The organism is Actinoplanes subtropicus (genome assembly GCF_000721705.1).
Taxonomy (GTDB): Bacteria; Actinomycetota; Actinomycetes; order Mycobacteriales; family Micromonosporaceae; genus Actinoplanes; species Actinoplanes subtropicus.
In genome coordinates this window covers 74791-91975 of record NZ_JOJL01000028.1, presented here as the reverse complement: position 1 = coordinate 91975, position 17185 = coordinate 74791, and the positions used below count along the sequence as shown (strand labels likewise).

17 protein-coding genes and 2 riboswitches are annotated in these 17185 nt (G+C 70.0%); of the genes, 10 read left to right on the top strand and 7 right to left on the bottom strand.

Annotation, left to right across the window (positions count from 1 at the left end; all coding sequences use genetic code 11):
* The first annotated feature begins 14 nt into the window (after window positions 1–14).
* From IH26_RS0135570 to IH26_RS0135550, 5 genes are all read left to right on the top strand, one after another.
* Entirely contained in the window at window positions 15–1313 is a 1299-nt protein-coding gene (locus tag IH26_RS0135570; protein WP_030440663.1) for an ABC transporter ATP-binding protein, read from the top strand.
* A gap of 95 nt (window positions 1314–1408) precedes the next feature.
* Window positions 1409–2287 (top strand): hypothetical protein, encoded by an 879-nt coding sequence (locus IH26_RS0135565; protein WP_030440662.1) that lies wholly within the window; start codon window positions 1409–1411, stop codon window positions 2285–2287.
* Window positions 2288–2344: 57 nt separating this feature from the next.
* A complete protein-coding gene (locus IH26_RS0135560) occupies window positions 2345–2827 on the top strand; it encodes an ATP-binding protein (RefSeq protein ID WP_051809136.1) in 483 nt (160 codons plus the stop codon).
* A 91-nt stretch (window positions 2828–2918) separates the two neighbouring features.
* Window positions 2919–3659 carry an HAD family hydrolase gene (locus IH26_RS0135555; RefSeq protein WP_030440660.1) on the top strand — a complete coding sequence of 247 codons (741 nt, stop codon included), beginning with the start codon at window positions 2919–2921 and terminating at the stop codon, window positions 3657–3659.
* A gap of 58 nt (window positions 3660–3717) precedes the next feature.
* The gene (locus IH26_RS0135550) at window positions 3718–6084 is read left to right on the top strand and encodes a glycoside hydrolase family 65 protein (RefSeq protein ID WP_030440659.1); all 2367 of its coding nucleotides are present in this window, start codon (window positions 3718–3720) and stop codon (window positions 6082–6084) included.
* Between the two features lie 53 nt (window positions 6085–6137).
* Here IH26_RS0135550 and IH26_RS0135545 read toward each other — a convergent pair whose 3' ends face one another.
* Window positions 6138–7205, bottom strand: coding sequence for a coiled-coil domain-containing protein (locus IH26_RS0135545; protein ID WP_030440658.1), 1068 nt, complete (start codon window positions 7203–7205; stop codon window positions 6138–6140).
* Window positions 7206–7210: 5 nt separating this feature from the next.
* A riboswitch (cyclic di-AMP (ydaO/yuaA leader) is annotated at window positions 7211–7349 on the bottom strand.
* Between the two features lie 208 nt (window positions 7350–7557).
* Window positions 7558–7698, top strand: a riboswitch (cyclic di-AMP (ydaO/yuaA leader).
* A gap of 51 nt (window positions 7699–7749) precedes the next feature.
* Between IH26_RS0135545 and IH26_RS0135540 the strand changes: the two genes are divergently transcribed.
* Entirely contained in the window at window positions 7750–8709 is a 960-nt protein-coding gene (locus tag IH26_RS0135540; protein WP_051809134.1) for a coiled-coil domain-containing protein, read from the top strand.
* A gap of 34 nt (window positions 8710–8743) precedes the next feature.
* Here the strand turns inward: IH26_RS0135540 and IH26_RS0135535 are convergent, their stop codons facing one another.
* On the bottom strand, window positions 8744–9556 hold the full coding sequence (locus IH26_RS0135535) for an ABC transporter ATP-binding protein (protein WP_051809132.1): 813 nt from the start codon (window positions 9554–9556) through the stop codon (window positions 8744–8746).
* Window positions 9513–10409 carry an ABC transporter permease gene (locus IH26_RS0135530; protein ID WP_030440655.1) on the bottom strand — a complete coding sequence of 299 codons (897 nt, stop codon included), beginning with the start codon at window positions 10407–10409 and terminating at the stop codon, window positions 9513–9515. Before IH26_RS0135530 ends, IH26_RS0135535 begins: the two co-directional genes overlap by 44 nt.
* A gap of 178 nt (window positions 10410–10587) precedes the next feature.
* Here IH26_RS0135530 and IH26_RS0135525 point away from each other — a divergent pair, with 178 nt between their 5' ends.
* Both IH26_RS0135525 and IH26_RS0135520 read left to right on the top strand, forming a co-directional pair.
* A complete protein-coding gene (locus tag IH26_RS0135525) occupies window positions 10588–11181 on the top strand; it encodes a TetR/AcrR family transcriptional regulator (RefSeq protein WP_034216679.1) in 594 nt (197 codons plus the stop codon).
* Window positions 11182–11303: 122 nt separating this feature from the next.
* Window positions 11304–11648 carry an Atu4866 domain-containing protein gene (locus tag IH26_RS0135520; RefSeq protein ID WP_030440653.1) on the top strand — a complete coding sequence of 115 codons (345 nt, stop codon included), beginning with the start codon at window positions 11304–11306 and terminating at the stop codon, window positions 11646–11648.
* 271 nt (window positions 11649–11919) lie between these two features.
* Here IH26_RS0135520 and IH26_RS0135515 read toward each other — a convergent pair whose 3' ends face one another.
* On the bottom strand, window positions 11920–13152 hold the full coding sequence (locus IH26_RS0135515; protein WP_051809130.1) for an MFS transporter: 1233 nt from the start codon (window positions 13150–13152) through the stop codon (window positions 11920–11922).
* Window positions 13153–13225: 73 nt separating this feature from the next.
* Here IH26_RS0135515 and IH26_RS0135510 point away from each other — a divergent pair, with 73 nt between their 5' ends.
* Window positions 13226–14257, top strand: coding sequence for a LacI family DNA-binding transcriptional regulator (locus IH26_RS0135510; protein ID WP_034216677.1), 1032 nt, complete (start codon window positions 13226–13228; stop codon window positions 14255–14257).
* Between the two features lie 17 nt (window positions 14258–14274).
* Complete coding sequence (locus IH26_RS0135505; RefSeq protein WP_030440650.1) at window positions 14275–14832, top strand: hypothetical protein; 558 nt, start codon at window positions 14275–14277, stop codon at window positions 14830–14832.
* Window positions 14833–14839: 7 nt separating this feature from the next.
* Here the strand turns inward: IH26_RS0135505 and IH26_RS0135500 are convergent, their stop codons facing one another.
* The 3 genes from IH26_RS0135500 to IH26_RS0135490 all read right to left on the bottom strand — a co-directional run bounded on the left by IH26_RS0135500 (window position 14840) and on the right by IH26_RS0135490 (window position 17120).
* The gene (locus IH26_RS0135500) at window positions 14840–15157 is read right to left on the bottom strand and encodes a helix-turn-helix domain-containing protein (RefSeq protein ID WP_030440649.1); all 318 of its coding nucleotides are present in this window, start codon (window positions 15155–15157) and stop codon (window positions 14840–14842) included.
* Window positions 15154–15513: a type II toxin-antitoxin system RelE/ParE family toxin gene (locus IH26_RS0135495; RefSeq protein WP_030440648.1), complete on the bottom strand. Its 360-nt coding sequence runs from the start codon at window positions 15511–15513 to the stop codon at window positions 15154–15156. The genes IH26_RS0135500 and IH26_RS0135495 overlap by 4 nt, the downstream gene beginning before the upstream one ends.
* A gap of 71 nt (window positions 15514–15584) precedes the next feature.
* Window positions 15585–17120 carry a GGDEF domain-containing protein gene (locus IH26_RS0135490; protein WP_030440647.1) on the bottom strand — a complete coding sequence of 512 codons (1536 nt, stop codon included), beginning with the start codon at window positions 17118–17120 and terminating at the stop codon, window positions 15585–15587.
* Between the last annotated feature and the right edge of the window lie 65 nt (window positions 17121–17185).

Below are 17185 nucleotides of genomic sequence, written 5' to 3'. Positions count from 1 at the left end.
AGGAGGTAGAGACGGTGTCCACCGTCTTGCTGAAGGACGTCACCAAGATCTGGCCCGATGGCACGGTTGCCGTCAATCACGTGAGTCTCGACGTGGAGGACGGTGAGTTTCTCGTGCTCCTGGGCCCGTCCGGCTGCGGGAAATCGACGATTCTCCGGATGATCGCGGGCCTGGAGGATCCGTCCGAAGGGGACATTCTCCTCAATGGTGACCCCGTGCTCGAATTGGCGCCGCGTGATCGCAGTATCGCCATGGTCTTCCAGGATTTCGCGCTTTATCCGCATATGACGGTGAACGACAATATCGGCTTTCCGCTGCGTTTGTCCGGTATGGAGACCAACAACCGACTGGAGAGAGTCGGCGACGTCGCAAGCGCTCTCGGCATCGGCGACGTGCTCGGGCGCAAGCCCAGTCAACTCTCCGGCGGCCAGCGCCAGCGGGTCGCGATGGGCCGCGCCATCGTGCGCCGCCCCGGCCTCTTCCTGATGGACGAGCCGCTGTCCAACCTCGACAGCGGCCTGCGCGCCGAGCTGCGCGCCGAGATCACCGGCCTCACCCGGGAGCTCGGCGTCACCACCATGTACGTCACGCACGACCAGGCCGAGGCGCTCACCATGGCCGACCGGGTCGCGATCATGCGCAAGGGCATCCTGCAGGACGTCGGCACCCCCACCCAGGTGTACGGGCGGCCGGCCACCCTCTACGTGGCCGCGTTCCTCGGCTCGCCCCGGATGAACCTGCTCGAGGCCTCGGTCTACGTACACCTCGACCAGTACGTCGCGCTGAACCTCGGCGACCAGGCGCTCTACCTGCCGTGGAACGACATCCGGGCGCGGGCCGTGGCGCATTACCACGGCGAGCGCATCGTGGTCGGCATGCGGGCCGAGGCGCTCACCCCGGTGTCGCCGGACGTGCAGGGCGACATCCTCCGCGGCCGGATCCGCTACCTGGAGCACCACGGGCACGAGTCGCTGGCCTATCTGGACATCGGCGCGACCGCGATCGTGGTGGACGAGATGGGCACCGGCAAGCCCGACCCGGAGCCCAACGGCGCGTTCCGGCGCTTCGGCAGCACCCTGCAGAAGCTGGCCGGCCGCGGTACGGCCGCCAGCACCGCGACGGTCCAGGCCCCGGAGGAGCGGGCCAGCGTGCTCGACCCGGGCCGGCACCACCGGCGGCCGGCCGAGCTGGCGGTGCGGCTGGCGCCGTACCCGGCGGTCTCGCCCGGGCACCCGCTCGCCGTGGCGGTGCGGATGGACATGCTGCACTTCTTCGACGAACGCGGCGACCGCATCGACGTCGGTTGGCGGTGACGGGCCCCTTTCCGCACTTGACGGGATCGACTACCGTTCCGCGCACACGTCGATGCGACGGCGTATCGACGTACCGACCGGTGGAGGTGGGCACGTTGGCGAGTGCGTCCGGATTGCTGGTTATCGAACGCATCCTGCGCGACCGGCAAGGCGTGTGGCGACAGCTGGTGGAGGACCGCGACCTGCCCCGCCTGGTGGGTCAGATGCTGGCCAGCACGGTGCTGGCGCTGGCGGTGTACGGCGCGGTGCTGGGCTCGTTCCACTCGGCGGCGATGGCCGGCACCTCGGCCGTGAAGCTGCCGCTGCTGTTCCTGGCCACGCTGGCCATCTGCCTGCCCACCCTGTACCTGTTCAACCTGGTCTTCGGGGCCCGGCTGTCGGTGCGGCAGTCGCTGGCCCTGGTGATGGTGGCGCTCACCGTGACCGCGATGCTGGCGCTCGCGTTCGCGCCGATCAGCCTGTTCTTCTTGATCACCGCGCCCAACTACCAGTTCTTCAAGCTGCTGAACGTGGCGATCCTGGCGCTGTCGGCGCTGGTCGGGCTGCGCTTCATGACCGACGGCATGCGGGTCCTCAACCAGCACGGCCTGCTCGCCCCGCCGGTCGCCTCGACCGTTCCGGCCGAGGCTGTGCCGGTCCCGGCCGAGGCGGCGGCTGTCCCGGCCGAGGAGAAGGTGCCGGCGGCGGTCGGCGCGGGCAACGGCGCCGCGCCGCCCGCGCAGCAGGTCCAGGTGCCGCTCGGGTACGTCCTGCAGCCGATCCAGCGGCCGGCACCGGCCCGGGCCGGCGGGCAGACCCCGCCCAGCATGACCCTGCTCTACATCTGGATCCTGCTGTTCGGCTTCGTGGGCACCCAGCTGGCGTGGACGCTGCGCCCGTTCTTCGGCAGCCCGGGCAAGCCGTTCAGCCTGTACCGGGAGATCGACGGCAACTTCTACGCCGAGATCTTCAAGACGATCTCGCACCTCTTCTGAGGGTGATCGTCGGTGCCTCGTGCCACGGGCGGGGGACACCGCGTAGGCTGCACGACGGTGGAGGAGAGAATCGGCCAGAGATTGCGTTCGGCTCCCGGTGCGGAGTCGAGCGTCCTGAGCGGCTCGCCCACCGACGCCTCCCAGCTCCTCGACCGCCGCTTCGGGCGGGACGAGATCGCCGTGGTGCGGCACGAGGTCTCCGGCCGGCTGGCCGCGGCCGGCCTGGTCGGTGACCGGCTGCACGGCTTCGTCCTCGCGGTCAACGAGGTGATCACCAACGTCGTGCTGCACGCCGGCGGCCAGGGGCGTGCGGTGCTCTGGCTGGCCGGCGGCTCGGCGTGGTGCACGGTCACCGACTCGGGCCCCGGCATCCCGGCGCACTATCTGCGCCGGCCCGAGGTGCCCGAGGCCTTCGAGGTGGGCGGCCGGGGCATCTGGCTCGCCCACCAGCTCTGCGACGAGGTCACCGTGGCGACCGGCCCGATCGGTACCACGATCGGGCTGCGGATCGCGCTGCCACGCCGGACGTCACCTAACTGAAACAGCAGTTTGAACAGGGCGTAAAGCCTGTCGGAAACGTGAAGGCGCCCTTCGGGGCTCGCGACGGGCCGCATGCGACTACATTGGGCGCGTGCTCGGACTACCTCCCCATGTGACCGCATGCCTTTTCGATCTTGATGGCGTGCTTACGCAGACCGCACTCGTGCACAATGCTGCGTGGAAACAGACGTTCGACACGTTCCTCGAGACGTGGTCGGCTCAGCACGACGTTCCGTTCGTGCCCTTCGACTCCGGCGCCGACTACCAGCGTTACGTGGACGGTCGGCCACGCGCCGACGGCGTCCGTACCTTCCTCGCCTCTCGCGGTATCACCCTGCCCGAGGGCAGCCCCGCCGACGGTCCTGACCAGTTGACCGTGAACGGCATCGGGAACAAGAAGAACATCCTCGTCCTCCAGAAGATCAAAGAGGGCGCCGTGCAGGTCTACGAGGGCTCGGTGGAGTACCTCAAGGCCGCGCGAGACGCGGGACTGCGGCGCGTCGTGGTCTCGGCGAGCGCCAACTGCAAGGACGTGCTGGAGGCGGCCGGTATAGCCGACCTCATCGAGGAGCGCGTGGACGGCGTGACCGCCCGTGAGCAACACTTGCCAGGCAAGCCGGCACCCGACACTTTTCTGTACGGGGCAAAACTGCTGGGCCTGCCGCCGGAGGCGTGTGCCGTCTTCGAGGATGCACAGGCAGGCGTCGCCGCAGGTCGGGCCGGCAATTTCGGGATCGTGGTCGGAGTGGACCGCGTCGGGCAGCGTGACGCTTTGTTGGAGCACGGGGCCGACATCGTTGTCACAGACCTGTCCGAACTCCTGAAGCGCTGAGCCCGTATCAGCGCTTATATCTTCACCACTTTCTCTTTTTCATTCGAGAGGCACCACCGTGATCCGTGAACGGGCATATCCCGTGGACCCCTGGCACATCCGGGAGACCCGGCTCGATCTGGACCTGCTGGCCCAGTCCGAGTCGGTGTTCGCGCTTGCCAACGGGCACATCGGGATACGCGGGAACCTGGACGAGGGCGAGCCGCACGGCCTGCCGGGAACGTACCTGAACTCGTTCTACGAGCTGCGCCCGCTGCCGTACGCCGAGGCCGGCTACGGCTTCCCCGAGTCCGGCCAGACGATGATCAACGTGACCAACGCCAAGCTCATGCGGCTGCTGGTCGACGACGAGCCGTTCGACGTGCGGTACGGCGAGCTCCGCTCCCACGAGCGGGTGCTCGACCTGCGGGCCGGCACGCTCGAGCGGACCGTCGAGTGGGTCTCGCCCTCCGGCCAGGCGATCCGGGTCCGCACCGTACGCCTGGTCTCGTTCACCCAGCGCGCCGTGGTCGCCTTCCTGTACGAGGTCGAGCCGCTCGACGCGTCCGCCCGGCTGATCCTGCAGTCCGAGCTGGTCGCCAACGAGCAGCTGCCGCCGATGAGCAAGGACCCGCGGGTCGCCGCCGTGCTCGACCACCCGCTGCAGGCCGAGGAGATGCTCGAACAGCGCACCGGCGGCCTGCTGGTGCACCGCACCAAGGCGAGCGACCTGCGGATGGCCGCGGCCATGGAGCACCTGATCGAGACCCCCGGCAAGCACGCGATCACCACCGAGGGCCACCCGGACTGGCTGCGCACCACGGTGGCCACCAAGCTCGAGCCGGGCCAGAAGCTGCGGGTGGTCAAGCTCGCCGCGTACGGCTGGTCCGGCAGCCGCTCGCTGCCGGCCATCCGCGACCAGGTGGGCGCCGCGCTCGCCAGCGCCCGGCTGGACGGCTGGGAGGGTCTGGTCGAGGCCCAGCGGGAGTACCTGGACGCGTTCTGGGACCACTCCGACGTCCGGGTCGAGGGCGACCCCGAGGTGCAGCAGGCGGTCCGCTTCGGGCTGTTCCACACGCTGCAGGCCGGCGCCCGGGCCGAGCAGCGGCCGATCGGCTCCAAGGGTCTCTCCGGCCCCGGCTACGACGGCCACACGTTCTGGGACGCCGAGACGTTCGTACTGCCCGCGCTGACCTACACCCAGCCCTCGGCGGCGGCCGACGTGCTGCGCTGGCGGCACTCGACGCTGGATCTGGCCCGGGAGCGGGCGCAGACGCTGGGCCTGCAGGGCGCCGCGTTCCCGTGGCGGACGATCCGCGGGCAGGAGTGCTCGGCGTACTGGCCGGCCGGCACCGCGGGCTTCCACATCGGCGCGGACATCGCCGACGCGGTCCGCCGGTACGTGCAGGCCACCGGCGACTACGACTTCGAGCGCGAGGTCGGGCTGGAGCTGCTCGTCGAGACCGCGCGCCTGTGGCGGTCGCTGGGTCACCACGACCGGCACGGCCGCTTCCACATCGACGGGGTCACCGGCCCCGACGAGTACACCGCCGTGGTGGACGACAACATCTATACGAACCTGATGGCGCAGCAGAACATGTTCAGCGCCGTCGAGGCGGCCAAGCGCCACCCCGACCTGGCCCGCAAGCTGGGCGTGGACGACGAGGAGATGGCCTCCTGGCGGGACGCCGCGGCGGCCGTGCACATCCCGTACGACCGGGAATTGCAGGTCCATCAGCAGTCGGAGGGCTTCACCCGGCTGCAGGAGTGGGACTTCGAGAACACGCCGCCGGAGGCTTATCCGCTGCTGCTGAACTACCCGTACTTCGACCTGTACCGCAAGCAGGTGGTCAAGCAGGCCGACCTGGTCATGGCGATGTACATCCGGGGCGACGCGTTCACCCCGGAGGAGAAGCAGCGCAACTTCGCCTACTACGACGCCCGGACCGTTCGGGACTCCTCGCTGTCGGCGTGCATCCAGGCGGTCATGGCGGCCGAGGTGGGCCACCTCGAGCTGGCGCACGACTATCTGGGCGAGGCCGCCCTGATGGACCTGCACGACCTGCACCAGAACTCCCGGGACGGCGTGCACGTGGCGTCGCTGGCCGGCACCTGGATCTCGCTGATCGCCGGCCTCGGCGGCATGCGTGACTTCAACGGCCAGCTGTCGTTCGCGCCGCGCCTGCCCAGCCGGATCAACAACCTGGAGTTCTCGCTGCTCTGGCGGGGTCTGCGGCTGCGGGTGAACGTGACCGCCGACGAGGTGACCTACTCGCTGCGCAACGGCGGCGGCTCGGCCCGCCTGGTGCTGCTGCACCACGGCAAGGAGGTCGAGGTCACCCAGGTGAAGCCGGTGAGCGTGCCGATCCCGCCGGCCGGTCCGGTCGGGCCGCCGCCCACCCAGCCGGCCGGTCGCGCCCCGGTGCGCCGGGCGCCGCAGGACTGACCGAAAACGACAAAGGCCCCCGCCAGTTCCGCGGGGGCCTTCTCGTCGGGCGGCTAAAGCACCGATACGTGTACGTGGTCCATGTGCGCGCTGACGCCGTGATAGGCGTGCCAGTTACCCGTCGCGGGGAACCAGATCTGCTTGTACCAGATGACGTAGTAGATGCCCAACCGGTCGGCGTTGCGTACCAGGAACGCCATCAGGTTGTTGCCGTAGTTCTTCATGTCGGCGTTGTGCGCGTTGGAGAATCCGCTCATCTGCAGGGACCAGTCGCAGGCCCGGCCCTTCGGATGCTCGAACGGCCCGCCGTTGCGGTGACAGCCGACGAATCGATTGAAGCCCGCCTTCTTCACCTCTTGGTAGAGGTGCAGCATGCGCGGAGTGATGCAACCGTCCGTGGTCGGATCGTCGACGGTGCATTTCTCCGGGGAGAAACCGCCGTCGGCGTTGCGCGGCGCGGGCGCCGCCACCTTCGAGACCGCGTCGACGAAGCCGCCGGTGAGGCTCGTGCCGCCGACCAGGGTGAGCGCGTTCTCGGCCGCGGTCTTCTGCTTCTGCATCGCGAGCAGGTTGGTCTGCTGCGCCTTCACCTCGGCGTCCAGCGCCGACTTCGTCGCGGTGACCTCGTCGATCGCCGCGTTGAGTTCGTGCAGCTTGCGATCGTGCAGGGTGTTGATCTCCTCGAGCGATACCGCCTTGGCGAAGAAGTCGTCCTGCCCCTGGCTGCCGAGCAGGTAGCCGGCGGTGCCGATGTGACCGATCGCGTACTGCTGCGCGGCGATCGCGTTGACCTCGGGAATCAGCGCGTCCCGCTTGGCCTCGGCCTCGGCGATCTTGGTGCCCAGCTGCTTCTGGGTCGCGGTCGACTTCGTGACCGCGGCCTTGGCCTGCACGTACTTGCGGTTCGACGACTCGAGCACGTCGTTGAGGGTGGCGTTCGCCTCGACCTCGTCCGAGCCCTCGTCCGGCGTGGCCGACGAGCCGGACGACGAGGAAGAGGAAGAGGAAGAGGAAGAGGTGTCAGGGTCGGCGCTCGCGGGGGCGGTGGGCGCCGCCAGGAACGAGAGCGCCACGAGCGGTGCCAGGGCAAGCGTCTGCCACCGGCGGGGGCGTACGGTCATCCAAGTTCCTTCCGGTTATCCGCCGACCGGGTTAGCTGACGGGTTCGGGACGGAAGCGATCCCTACCGCTCGCGCGGATTCACCCCAGTGGTGAGGAACATTGGTTCCCCGGCTCGCCTCACGGCGATTGGGCGGTGGCCCTGCCGGCGCCTCGGGGGCGGCGCCACGACGGCAGAGCCGTCGGAGAGTTTACCCGAGCTCAAGCCGGCCTTAAGGGTTCAAAGAATGTCAATGCAGTAATCCTCCGGCGACGTTCCGTAAGAAAGTGACCACGGGTCATCGCGGAATTGCGCAGAGTACGAGAACTGTCGATCAATCGATATCATGGGTATGGTCGGAGCCGATCTCCACACGGAGATCGCCGCCTAATCGCCCGCGAGGGCGAGCCGGGGAACCACCGTTTCCCGTTTTGGGGTGAATCCGCGCGAGCGGTAGGGATCGCTTCCATCCCGAACCCGTCAGCTAACCCGGTCGGCGGCCGACGGAAGGAACTGTTGTGCGGCACATTTCTGTCCGCGGCCGATTAGCGGCGACGCTCGCCCTGATGATGGCCGTCACCGGCCTGGCGGTCGCGGTCGCCGGCCCGGCCTCCGCCGCGCCGGGCACCGGCGACGACGGCGAGGGCGGCTCCAAGTCGTTGACCTCGCAGCTCGAGGCGGCCTCCCGCGGCTGGCTCGACGCCAAGGCCGCGCTGGCCGCCGGCCAGAAGCGGCAGGCCGATCTGAACGCCCAGCTCAAGCAGCTGGACGCCGAGGTCGGGCCGAAGCAGAAGGCATTCGACGTGATCGTCCAGCAGGCCTATAAGACCGGCCGGCTCGGCCCGATGAGCGCGCTGGTCACCGCCGACTCGCCGGCCGGCTTCCTGGACCGCGCCGAGATGCTCGAGACGGTCGGGGTCCAGCAGCGGGCGATCCTGCGCGACCTCGAGACCACCCGGGACAGCCAGGCCCAGGCCAAGCTCGCCATCGACGCCACCGTCGCGGACCAGCAGAAGCAGGTCAACCTGATGGCCCGGCGCAAGGCGCAGGCCGAGGGCGCGCTGAAGGCGGCGAACGCCGGCCAGGACGACCCGCAGCCGAGTGACGGTGGCACCAGCAAGGGCGCGTCCGCGTTCCAGGGTGGCAGCGGCATGGTGGACGACCCGACCAGCAGTGGCCGGATCACCCTGCGCATGCTGCACGCCATGCAGCAGGCCCAGGCCGCCGGCTTCACGCACTACGTGCACTGCTGGCGCGAGCAGAACAGCGGCGAGCATCCGAAGGGCCGGGCCTGCGACTTCGCGGCCGACCCGGGCGGCTTCGGCGGGGTCGCGACCGGCGCCAGCAAGACGTACGGGACGAACCTGGCCAACTACTTCATCAACAACTCCGACAAACTGGGCGTGCTCTACGTCATCTGGTTCAAACGCATCTGGCTGCCCAGCAGCGGCTGGAAGGCGTACACCCGAGGCAACGGCGACCCGTCCAGCGACCACACCAACCACGTACACCTGTCGGTGATCTGAGGGATTTCACCCCGGAGGGGTACGAGATCTACGCCTACTTCTTGACGTAGGTCTCGTACTCCTTCATCACGTCCTCGGTCGGGCCGTCGGCGCGCAGCTCGCCGCTCTCCAGCCAGATCGTGCGTTCGCAGGTGTCCCGGATCGACTGCTCGCTGTGGCTGACCAGGAAGACGGTGCCGGCCTCGGCGCGCAGGTCGCGGACCCGCTGCTCGCTGCGCTTGCGGAACTTCGCGTCGCCGGTGGCCAGCGCCTCGTCGATGAGCAGCACGTCGTGCTTCTTGGCCGCGGCGATCGCGAAGCGCAGCCGGGCGCCCATGCCGGACGAGTACGTCCGCATCGGCAGCGAGCTGAAGTCGCCCCGCTCGTTGATGCCGGAGAACTCGATGATGTCGTCCACCTGGCCCTTGACCTCGGCCGGGGTCATGCCCATGGCCAGGCAGCCGAGGACCACGTTGCGCTCGCCGGAGAGGTCGTTCATCAGCGCCGCGTTCACGCCGAGCAGCGAGGGCTGGCCGGCCGCGTAGATCGCGCCGCCGGCCTCGACCGGGAGCAGCCCGGCGATCGCCCGCAGGAGCGTGGACTTGCCCGAGCCGTTGGTGCCGATCAGGCCGATCGCCTCGCCCTTGTACGCGATGAAGTTGACCCCCTTGACCGCGTGGACCTCGCGTACGGCCGCGCTCTTGGTCCTTGTCACCAACCGCCGGAAGCTGCTCACCGGCGAGTTCTGCGCGGCCGAGACCGAGCCGTGGATGCGGTAGATGATGTGCGCGTTCTCCGCGATGACGGTGGGGATCCGCTCTTCGTCAGCCACGGCCGTAACCCTTCTCTCCACGCCAGAAGTACGCATACCCACCGATGCCCATGACCACGGCCCAGATGACCGCCTCGGTCCAGAGGAGGGTCGGGGAGGCGGCCAGCTTCACGTTCTCCATCAGGGCGTGCCGCATCAGCTCGATGTAGACCAGCATCGGGTTCGCCAGGACCAGGTTCAGCTTCCAGCCGTGCAGGTGCTCGGTGAACCGGGTGACCGGGTAGAGCACGGCCGAGCCGTACATCCAGACGCGCATGATGAACGGGATGAGCTGGCGCAGGTCGTGCAGCTTCGAACCGAGCCGGCCGACCAGCATCGCGAAGCCGGCGTTGAAGATCGTCTGCAGGAGCAGGGCCGGGACCAGCAGCAGCCACTGAAGGTTGATCGGCTCGCCGGTGAGCAGCACGATGCCCATCAGCACGGCGATCGAGGCGATCATGTTGCGCGCCTCGACGAGCGTGATCGAGAGCGGCAGGCTGGCCCGCGGGAAGTGCAGCGCCCGGATCAGCCCGAGGTTGCCGCTGATCGCCTGGATACCGGCCTGCACGACGGACTGGGTGTAGCCGAAGATGAAGACGCCGGTGCACAGGTACGGGATGAAGTTGTGGACGCCGCCCTTGGTGTTCAGCAGCACGCCGAAGATCACGTAGTAGACGCCCGCGTTGAACAGCGGGGTCAGGACCTGCCAGACCATGCCCAGCCGCGTGTTGCCGAGCGCGGCCGAGACCTTGGCGCCCGCGAACTCCCAGATGAAGTGCCGGTACGCCCACAGCTGCCGGGTGTATTCCAGCAGGCTGGGCAGTCGCCCGGCGGCGCCTAGTCCATACTTCCGGGCCAGCTCCTTGGCGGATGGCCCGGTGTAGGACTCGACGACGGTCGTCTGAGCCATGGAGTGGTGCTCCGATCTCGTCGGCCCGACCGGGGAATCGGGACCAGATGCTTTCCGCGAGAACACAACTTCAGCATGCCAAGCCGTTGTCGATGGAACGGGTTCGTATCGACGTGGTGCGAGGCTATCCGACCAAACGGCGGAACGCAACCGTTACGTCCTGGCGTATAGTGATCGCGTGACGACAGCGAAGCGTGCACCCGCCGGCGCGGCGGTGCTCCGAGGCGACATCACGAAGGCGATCCGCGATGCGGTCATGCAGGAGCTGGCCGACGTGGGCTATGGCCGGCTCTCGATCGAGGCGGTGGCCCGCCGGGCCGGCGTCGGCAAGACCGCGGTCTACCGCCGCTGGGGCAACAAGCTCGAGATGGTCCTCGAGATCGTCTCCGACGTGGCGGGTCGCAGCGTGCCGCTCCCCGACACCGGCAGCTTCGCCGGCGACCTGCAGTTGTTGATGATGATTGTAAGCCGGGCGCTGCAACACCGGATCGCCTCGCAGATCATCCCGGACCTGATGGCCGAGGCCTCGCGCAACCCGCAGATCGCCGAGACCCTCCAGAAGGCGCTGCGCACCCACCAGCAGGCGGTCGGCGACAAGCTGATCGGCCAGGCGGTGGCGCGCGGCGAGCTGCCCGAGGGCACCGACCCGGAGGTGGCCGTCGACCTGATCCTCGGCCCGCTGTACTGGCGGCTTGCGGTCGCCCGTACCCCGCTGGGCGACGACTACCTCGACAAGCTGATCGCCGCCGTGATGGGGGCGTTGCGCGCCTGATCGCCGCCGTGATGGGTCTTGAGCTGATCGTCGGCAACCGAACCGCACCCGGGCGGCACTCGGCAATCGCGCGTCGCCGCCGAAGGTAGGGGCCATCCTCCTCTCCGAGCCCAGGAGCCGCAATGCGTCCGTCCGTCGAGCACCCCGTCGTCGACGCCGCCGCGCTGCTCAAGCGCGTGATGGGCGGCCGGCCGGCCGAGCGGGGCGGGCAGACACCCGCCCGGGTCAAGACCTCGGCGCCGGTGGGGGTCTGGCTGAGCGAGGACGGCACGGTCCGCCTCGACATCTTCTCCGACGGCACGTACGACGGGCAGGTCGCCGGACGTAGGCGGCACGCACATGGCACGTATCACATCGACGGCTCGCTGATGACCCTGAGCGACGACTCGGGCCTGTTCACGGCAGTGACGCTGGGCGTGGGCGAACTGGAGATGGCCGGCTACCACCTGAGCCCGGCCGTCGGTTAGCACATTCCGCCGATCACCCGCGGATTTCCACAGGTCCGGGGTTGTCCACAGGGCGCGTCGGCGCACCCGCCCAAGACCGCAATTCCCCGCGACAATGACCTGAGGGGGCTCCCCCTTGGGAGGGTGGGCTACGGCCGGGGCGTGATCGGCGCTGCCCTAGACGCAACGCCGCTCGGTTAAGGTCTGCCTCAACACCGGAACTCCGCTTTCCGTTGCCCGAACAACACACCCTCGACAGCACCACCCCCGCCTTAACCGAGCGGCGTTGGCCCTAGACGAGCGCCGCCTCTGGGCGGTCGGCGTTTGTCGTTGCTCGGGTGTCCAGGCGGAAGCTCTGCACCGCGAGCGCCAGACCGATCACCGCCAGGGCCACGCCGATCCAGGCCGAGGCCAGGTAGCCCCAGCCGGCCGCGATCGCGGCGCCGCCGAGGGCCGCGCCGACGCTGTTGGCGATGTTGCTGGCCGACTGGTTGACGGCGGCGCCCATCAGTTGCGCGCCGGGCGCCACCGCGATCAGCCGGGCCTGCAGCGCCGGGCCGGCGAACAGGCTGGCCGCGCCGACCAGGAAGGCGCCGGCGAAGAGGCCGGCCGGGTGCCGCGCGGTCAGGCCGAACAGGACGGCCGAGGCGATGATGCCGCCGAAGCCGAGCAGCACGCTGCGCTTGAGGTTGCGGTCCGCGGCGATGCCGCCGAGCGCGTTGCCGACGGTCATGCCGAGGCCCATCACGGCCAGCGCCCAGGGCACCGCCGACTCGCGCAGGCCGGTGACGTGCGTGGTGACCGGCGCGATGTAGCTGTTGACCGCGAAGAAGCCACCGAAGCCGACCGCGGCGACCAGGGCCGCCAGCCAGACCTGGGGGAGCCGGAAGGCGGCGAGTTCGTCCCGGGGCGAGCCGTTGGGCGCGGCCGCCACCTCGGGGACCACCAGCAGCACGGCGATGAGGGTGAGCGCGAAGACACCGGCCACCGCCAGGTACGCGACCCGCCAGCCGGCCGCCTGCCCGAGGCCGGTGATCAGCGGGACGCCGAAGACGTTGGCCGCGGTCAGCCCGCCCAGCACGATCGAGAAGCCGCGCCCGGCGTTGCCGGGGCCGAGCATGGCCGCGGCGAGCAGCCCGGCCGCCCCGAAGTACGCGCCGTGGGCCAGGGCCGCGACGAACCGGCCGGCGAGGACCAGCCCGAAGGTGGGTGCCAGCGCGGAGGCCACCGTCCCGAGCACGAACAGGCCGAGCAGCCCGACCACCAGCCGGCGGCGGGGCACCCGGGCGGTGAGCGCCGCGATCGTGGGCGCGCCGACCACCACGCCGAGCGCGTAGCTCGTGATCATCCAGCCGGCCTTGGCGACGGCGCCGGCGCTGGAGTGCGCGTACGCGGTCGGCAACAGGTCGCGGGCCATGTCGGGCAGCAGGCCCATCGCGACGAACTCGGTCAGGCCCAGCCCGAAGCCGCCCAGGGCCAGGGCGAGCAGGGCGGCCCAGCGCCGGCCGGCGGCAAGTTTCTCCACGCCAACGACTCTAGAACGTTCTAGGCCGTCGCGTCGTAGAACGTTCTAGTGATCACAGGTAAACTTCCCGGCCATGCGCGCAGGGGAGCGGCGACCCACGCTGGCCGACGTCGCCGCCGAGGCGGGCGTGTCGGTGGCCCTGGTGTCGATCGTGATGCGGGACGCGCCGGGGGCGAGCGCGACCACCCGGGAACGCGTGCTCGAGGTGGCTCGCCGGCTCGACTACCAGCCGGACAGCCGGGCCCGGTTGCTGCGCAGCGGGGAGAGCCGGCTGCTCGGCGTCGTCTTCGCGGTCCGGCACCCGTTCCACGACGACATGCTCATCGGGCTGTACGACGCGGCCGACCGGCTCGGGTACGAGCTGGCGCTGAGCGCGGTGACCCCGCGCCGGGACGAGCGCACCGCGATCGCCGGGCTGCTGCAGGACCGGTGCGCCGCGCTGGTGCTGCTCGGGCCGCAGCTGCCGATCGCCGAGCTGGCGGCGCTGGCCGGGCGGCTGCCGGTGGTGTCGATGATGCGTGGGGTGCGGCACAAGGCCGTCGACGTGGTACGCACCGACGATCCCCGAGGGCTGCACCTGGCCGTCGACCACCTCGTGGGGCTCGGCCACACCCGGATAGCGCACGTCGACGGCGGCCGGATGGTGGCGTCGGCCGACCGGCGACAGGGCTATCGGGAGGCGATGCGGCGGCACGGGCTCGACGCGTACACAAGAGTGGTTCTGGGTGGTCCGGGCGAGGAAGACGGTGCCCGGGCGGCTCGGGAACTGCTCGACGATCCGCCGACCGCGGTGACGACCTTCAACGACCTGAGCGCGACCGGCCTGCTCGACGGCCTGCGGCGCGGCGGGCTGGACGTGCCCGGGGACATCAGCGTGGTGGGCTACGACGACAGCAGCTTCAGCCGGCTCGCGCACATCGACCTGACCACGGTCGCCCAGGACATCGACACGATGGCGACACTGGGGGTGGCGCGCGCGGTCGAGCGGATCGCCGGAGCGCACGTCGTCCACCGGGAGACGGTGATCCCGCCGCGGCTGGTCATCCGCGGCACCACCGGCCCGGCGCCGCTAAGTGTGGGGGCGCGCGGGCCGATCGGAGAGTAGGGGTAGGGAGGGGTCGGATGCGAGGCCGGGCGTTCGTGCTGGCGCTGGCGGCGCTGCCGGTCGGGCTGGCCGGCTGCGGCAGCGCGCCGATGCCGTCCGCCACCTCGTCGCCGACGCCGACGAGGGGGCCGTGGGTGCTCTTCCAGTCGGGCAGCCCTACGTCGACGCCGGTGGGCCCCTTCTACAGCGGTACCCGGCCGGCCGGGCTGCCGTCGGTGTCGTTCCTGTCGACCAGTTCGGCCGGGTGCGCGATCGGGTGGCCGGACTCGGGCGAGGTGCTGATCCCGATGAACATCACGCCGATCACCGGGGGGTTCAAGGTCGAGTGGCCGTCGGCGTACGGGTCGTACTACCGGATCACGGCGGTGTTGCAGGGGCTGGTCGCGGGCGCGCAGCCGGCGCCGTCGTGGCAGACGGTGCCGGCGGGGGCGGGCTGCACGACCACGACGACCATCACCGGGTTGACGACGGGGGCGCCGTACATCATCTGGCTGGACGCCCCGGACACGCCGCGCCGGGCCGACGGCTCCCGAAGCCTCTACAGCGGCAAATCCGGCGTCGTCAAACCCCTGTGACGCGCCGTCAGGCGATCGCCGCGATGTCCCCGTCGTCGAAGTAGATGGCCTGGTGGAGGCGGCCGCCGAGCGCCTCGGCGTAGCGGGCGACGACATCCTGCCCGGAGACCTTGCCCTGCTCGATCTGGGATACCCGCCCCTTGGTGATCCCCATCCGCTCGGCGACCTGCTGCTGGGTGAAGCCGCGAGCGCGGCGCACCTCGGCCAGCCGGTGGCCGAGCACGGTCGCGAGCAGTTCCTGCTTTCCGGCCGTGACCGCGTCCTCGCCGCCAGCGGCCTCGACGTACTCGGCCCGGATGTCCTGCCAGCGCGAGTAGCCGCTCATTCCCCGCCCTCCTGGTTGCCGCGTTCCGTCAAGTAGACCTCGTATCGCTGTTCGGCCAGCGGCATCGCTGTCCGATACCACTCGTTCCATCTGCCTGACTTGTCGCCGGCGACCAGGAGGATGGTCGACCGCCATGGATCGAAGGCGAACAGGATCCGCACGGTGCCGGGCCGCAGTTCCTTCAGGTTGGCCAAGGCGGAGCCGTGGATGGTGTCGACGAGTGGACGGCCGAGTCCGGGGCCTGCTTCGGCGAGAAGGTCGAGTGCCTGGACTCGCGCGTACGAGGCGCTGTCCAAACCATCGATCCACTCCCTGACTTCGGAGACGAGGTAGATGTCCCACTCGGCGGTAGTCACTAGCCTGGTATAGGCGTGGGGCAAGTGTAGAAAATGCTATACCTGCAGCCTAGCCCGATCGGCGCGTGGGGTCAGGAGGCGATGGTGTTGCGGCCGCTGAATTTGGCGGCGTAGAGGCGGTCGTCGGTGGCTCGGAAGAGGGCGTCGCCGGTCATGCCGGGGGTCAGGGCGGCCAGGCCGACGCTCACGGTGAGCCGGACGCCCGGGATGATGTCGGAGTTGGCCACCGCGGCTCGGATGCGTTCGGCCACCTCCCGGCCCACCTGCAGGTCGCCGCGCAGGAACACGGTGAACTCGTCGCCGGCGTAGCGAACCGGGACGTCCTCCGTGCGGCAGTGGGCGCGCAGGATGCGGGCCACCTCGCGCAGTGCCCGGTCGCCGACCGAGTGCGAATAGGCGTCGTTCACCGCCTTGAAGTGGTCGACGTCGACCAGCAGCAGGACCAGCGGCTCGGCCAGCCGGCCCGAGTCGATGCGGTCGAGCAGCAGGTCGAAGCGGCGGCGGTTGCCCAGGCCGGTCAGCGGGTCGCGGAGCACCTCGCGTTCGGCGCGGGCCCGGGCCGACTCCGCCTCCTCCTGCTGGCGGGCCTGGCGCAGCATCGCCACCCGTTGCAGGCGCATCCGCCACAGCTCGCGGGTCTGGCCGGCGACCGCGTCGAACAGGTCGCGGCTGGACTGGCCGTCGTCGAGCGCGAGCGCGGTGAGGGCCCGCTCGAACCGGATGATCGGCTGCTCGTCGGGCCGGCCGCCGAAGGCGCACAGCTCGCCGGCCGCGACGATCTCGGTGCGGGCCTCGGCCAGGGCGCCCTGGGCGCGCAGGCTGATGCCGAGCGCCAGGTGGGCCATCCGGGCGTATTGGAAGCTTTCGGCCGTACGCAGCGGCATGATCGCCTCGCGGGCCAGCTTTTCCGCGGGGATCACGTCGCCGAGCTTGGCCAGGGTGAGAGCCAGCATGGCCGCCGTGCCCATGTCGTCGGGGCGCTGGTCGGCGTGCCGGCGGGTGATCGCGGCGCTGCGGTGCAGCCGGTCGGCCGCCTCGTCGTGCCGGCCGATGTGGTCCAGGCGCAGGCCCCAGTAGAGCAACGTCATCGCGTGCACCAGGTCGAACGCGCTGGTGGTCTCGCTGAGCTGCTCGTAGGCGGCGGCCGCGTTCTCGTACATCTCGGCGGCGGTGGCCGCCTCGGCGAACGAGCAGAGCGCGGAGACCCGGCGGTCGCGGTACGGATGCGGCGCGTCCATCAGCACGGCGGCCCGGGCGAGGTTGCGCATGGCGTCGACGTAGCGGGACCGGAGGATGTCGAAGTGGGCCAGGTCGCACAGGGTCTTGGCCTCAGCGAGCGCCGAGCCGTTGGCGCGGTGCAGGCGCAACAGCCGCTCGGCGAGCTCAGCGCCTTCCGGGTAGCGGCCCATGTGCAGGTTGGCGTACATCTTGCCCTGGATCAGGTACGGGATGCTCTTGGCGTCGCCGCACGCGCGGGCCAGCGCCAGGTACGCGTCGGCGGCCGCGATCGCCTCGTGCCCGCGGCCGGTGTTCGCCAGGCGGTGCACGCGCAGGACGAGCAGGTGCAGCGGACCGAACGCGGTGACCGGGACCGGCAGGCCTTCCATCGACCCAGTATCAACAAAACCGTTCAGATCAACTACGCCTGACGACAACGGATTGTCGATGTTGA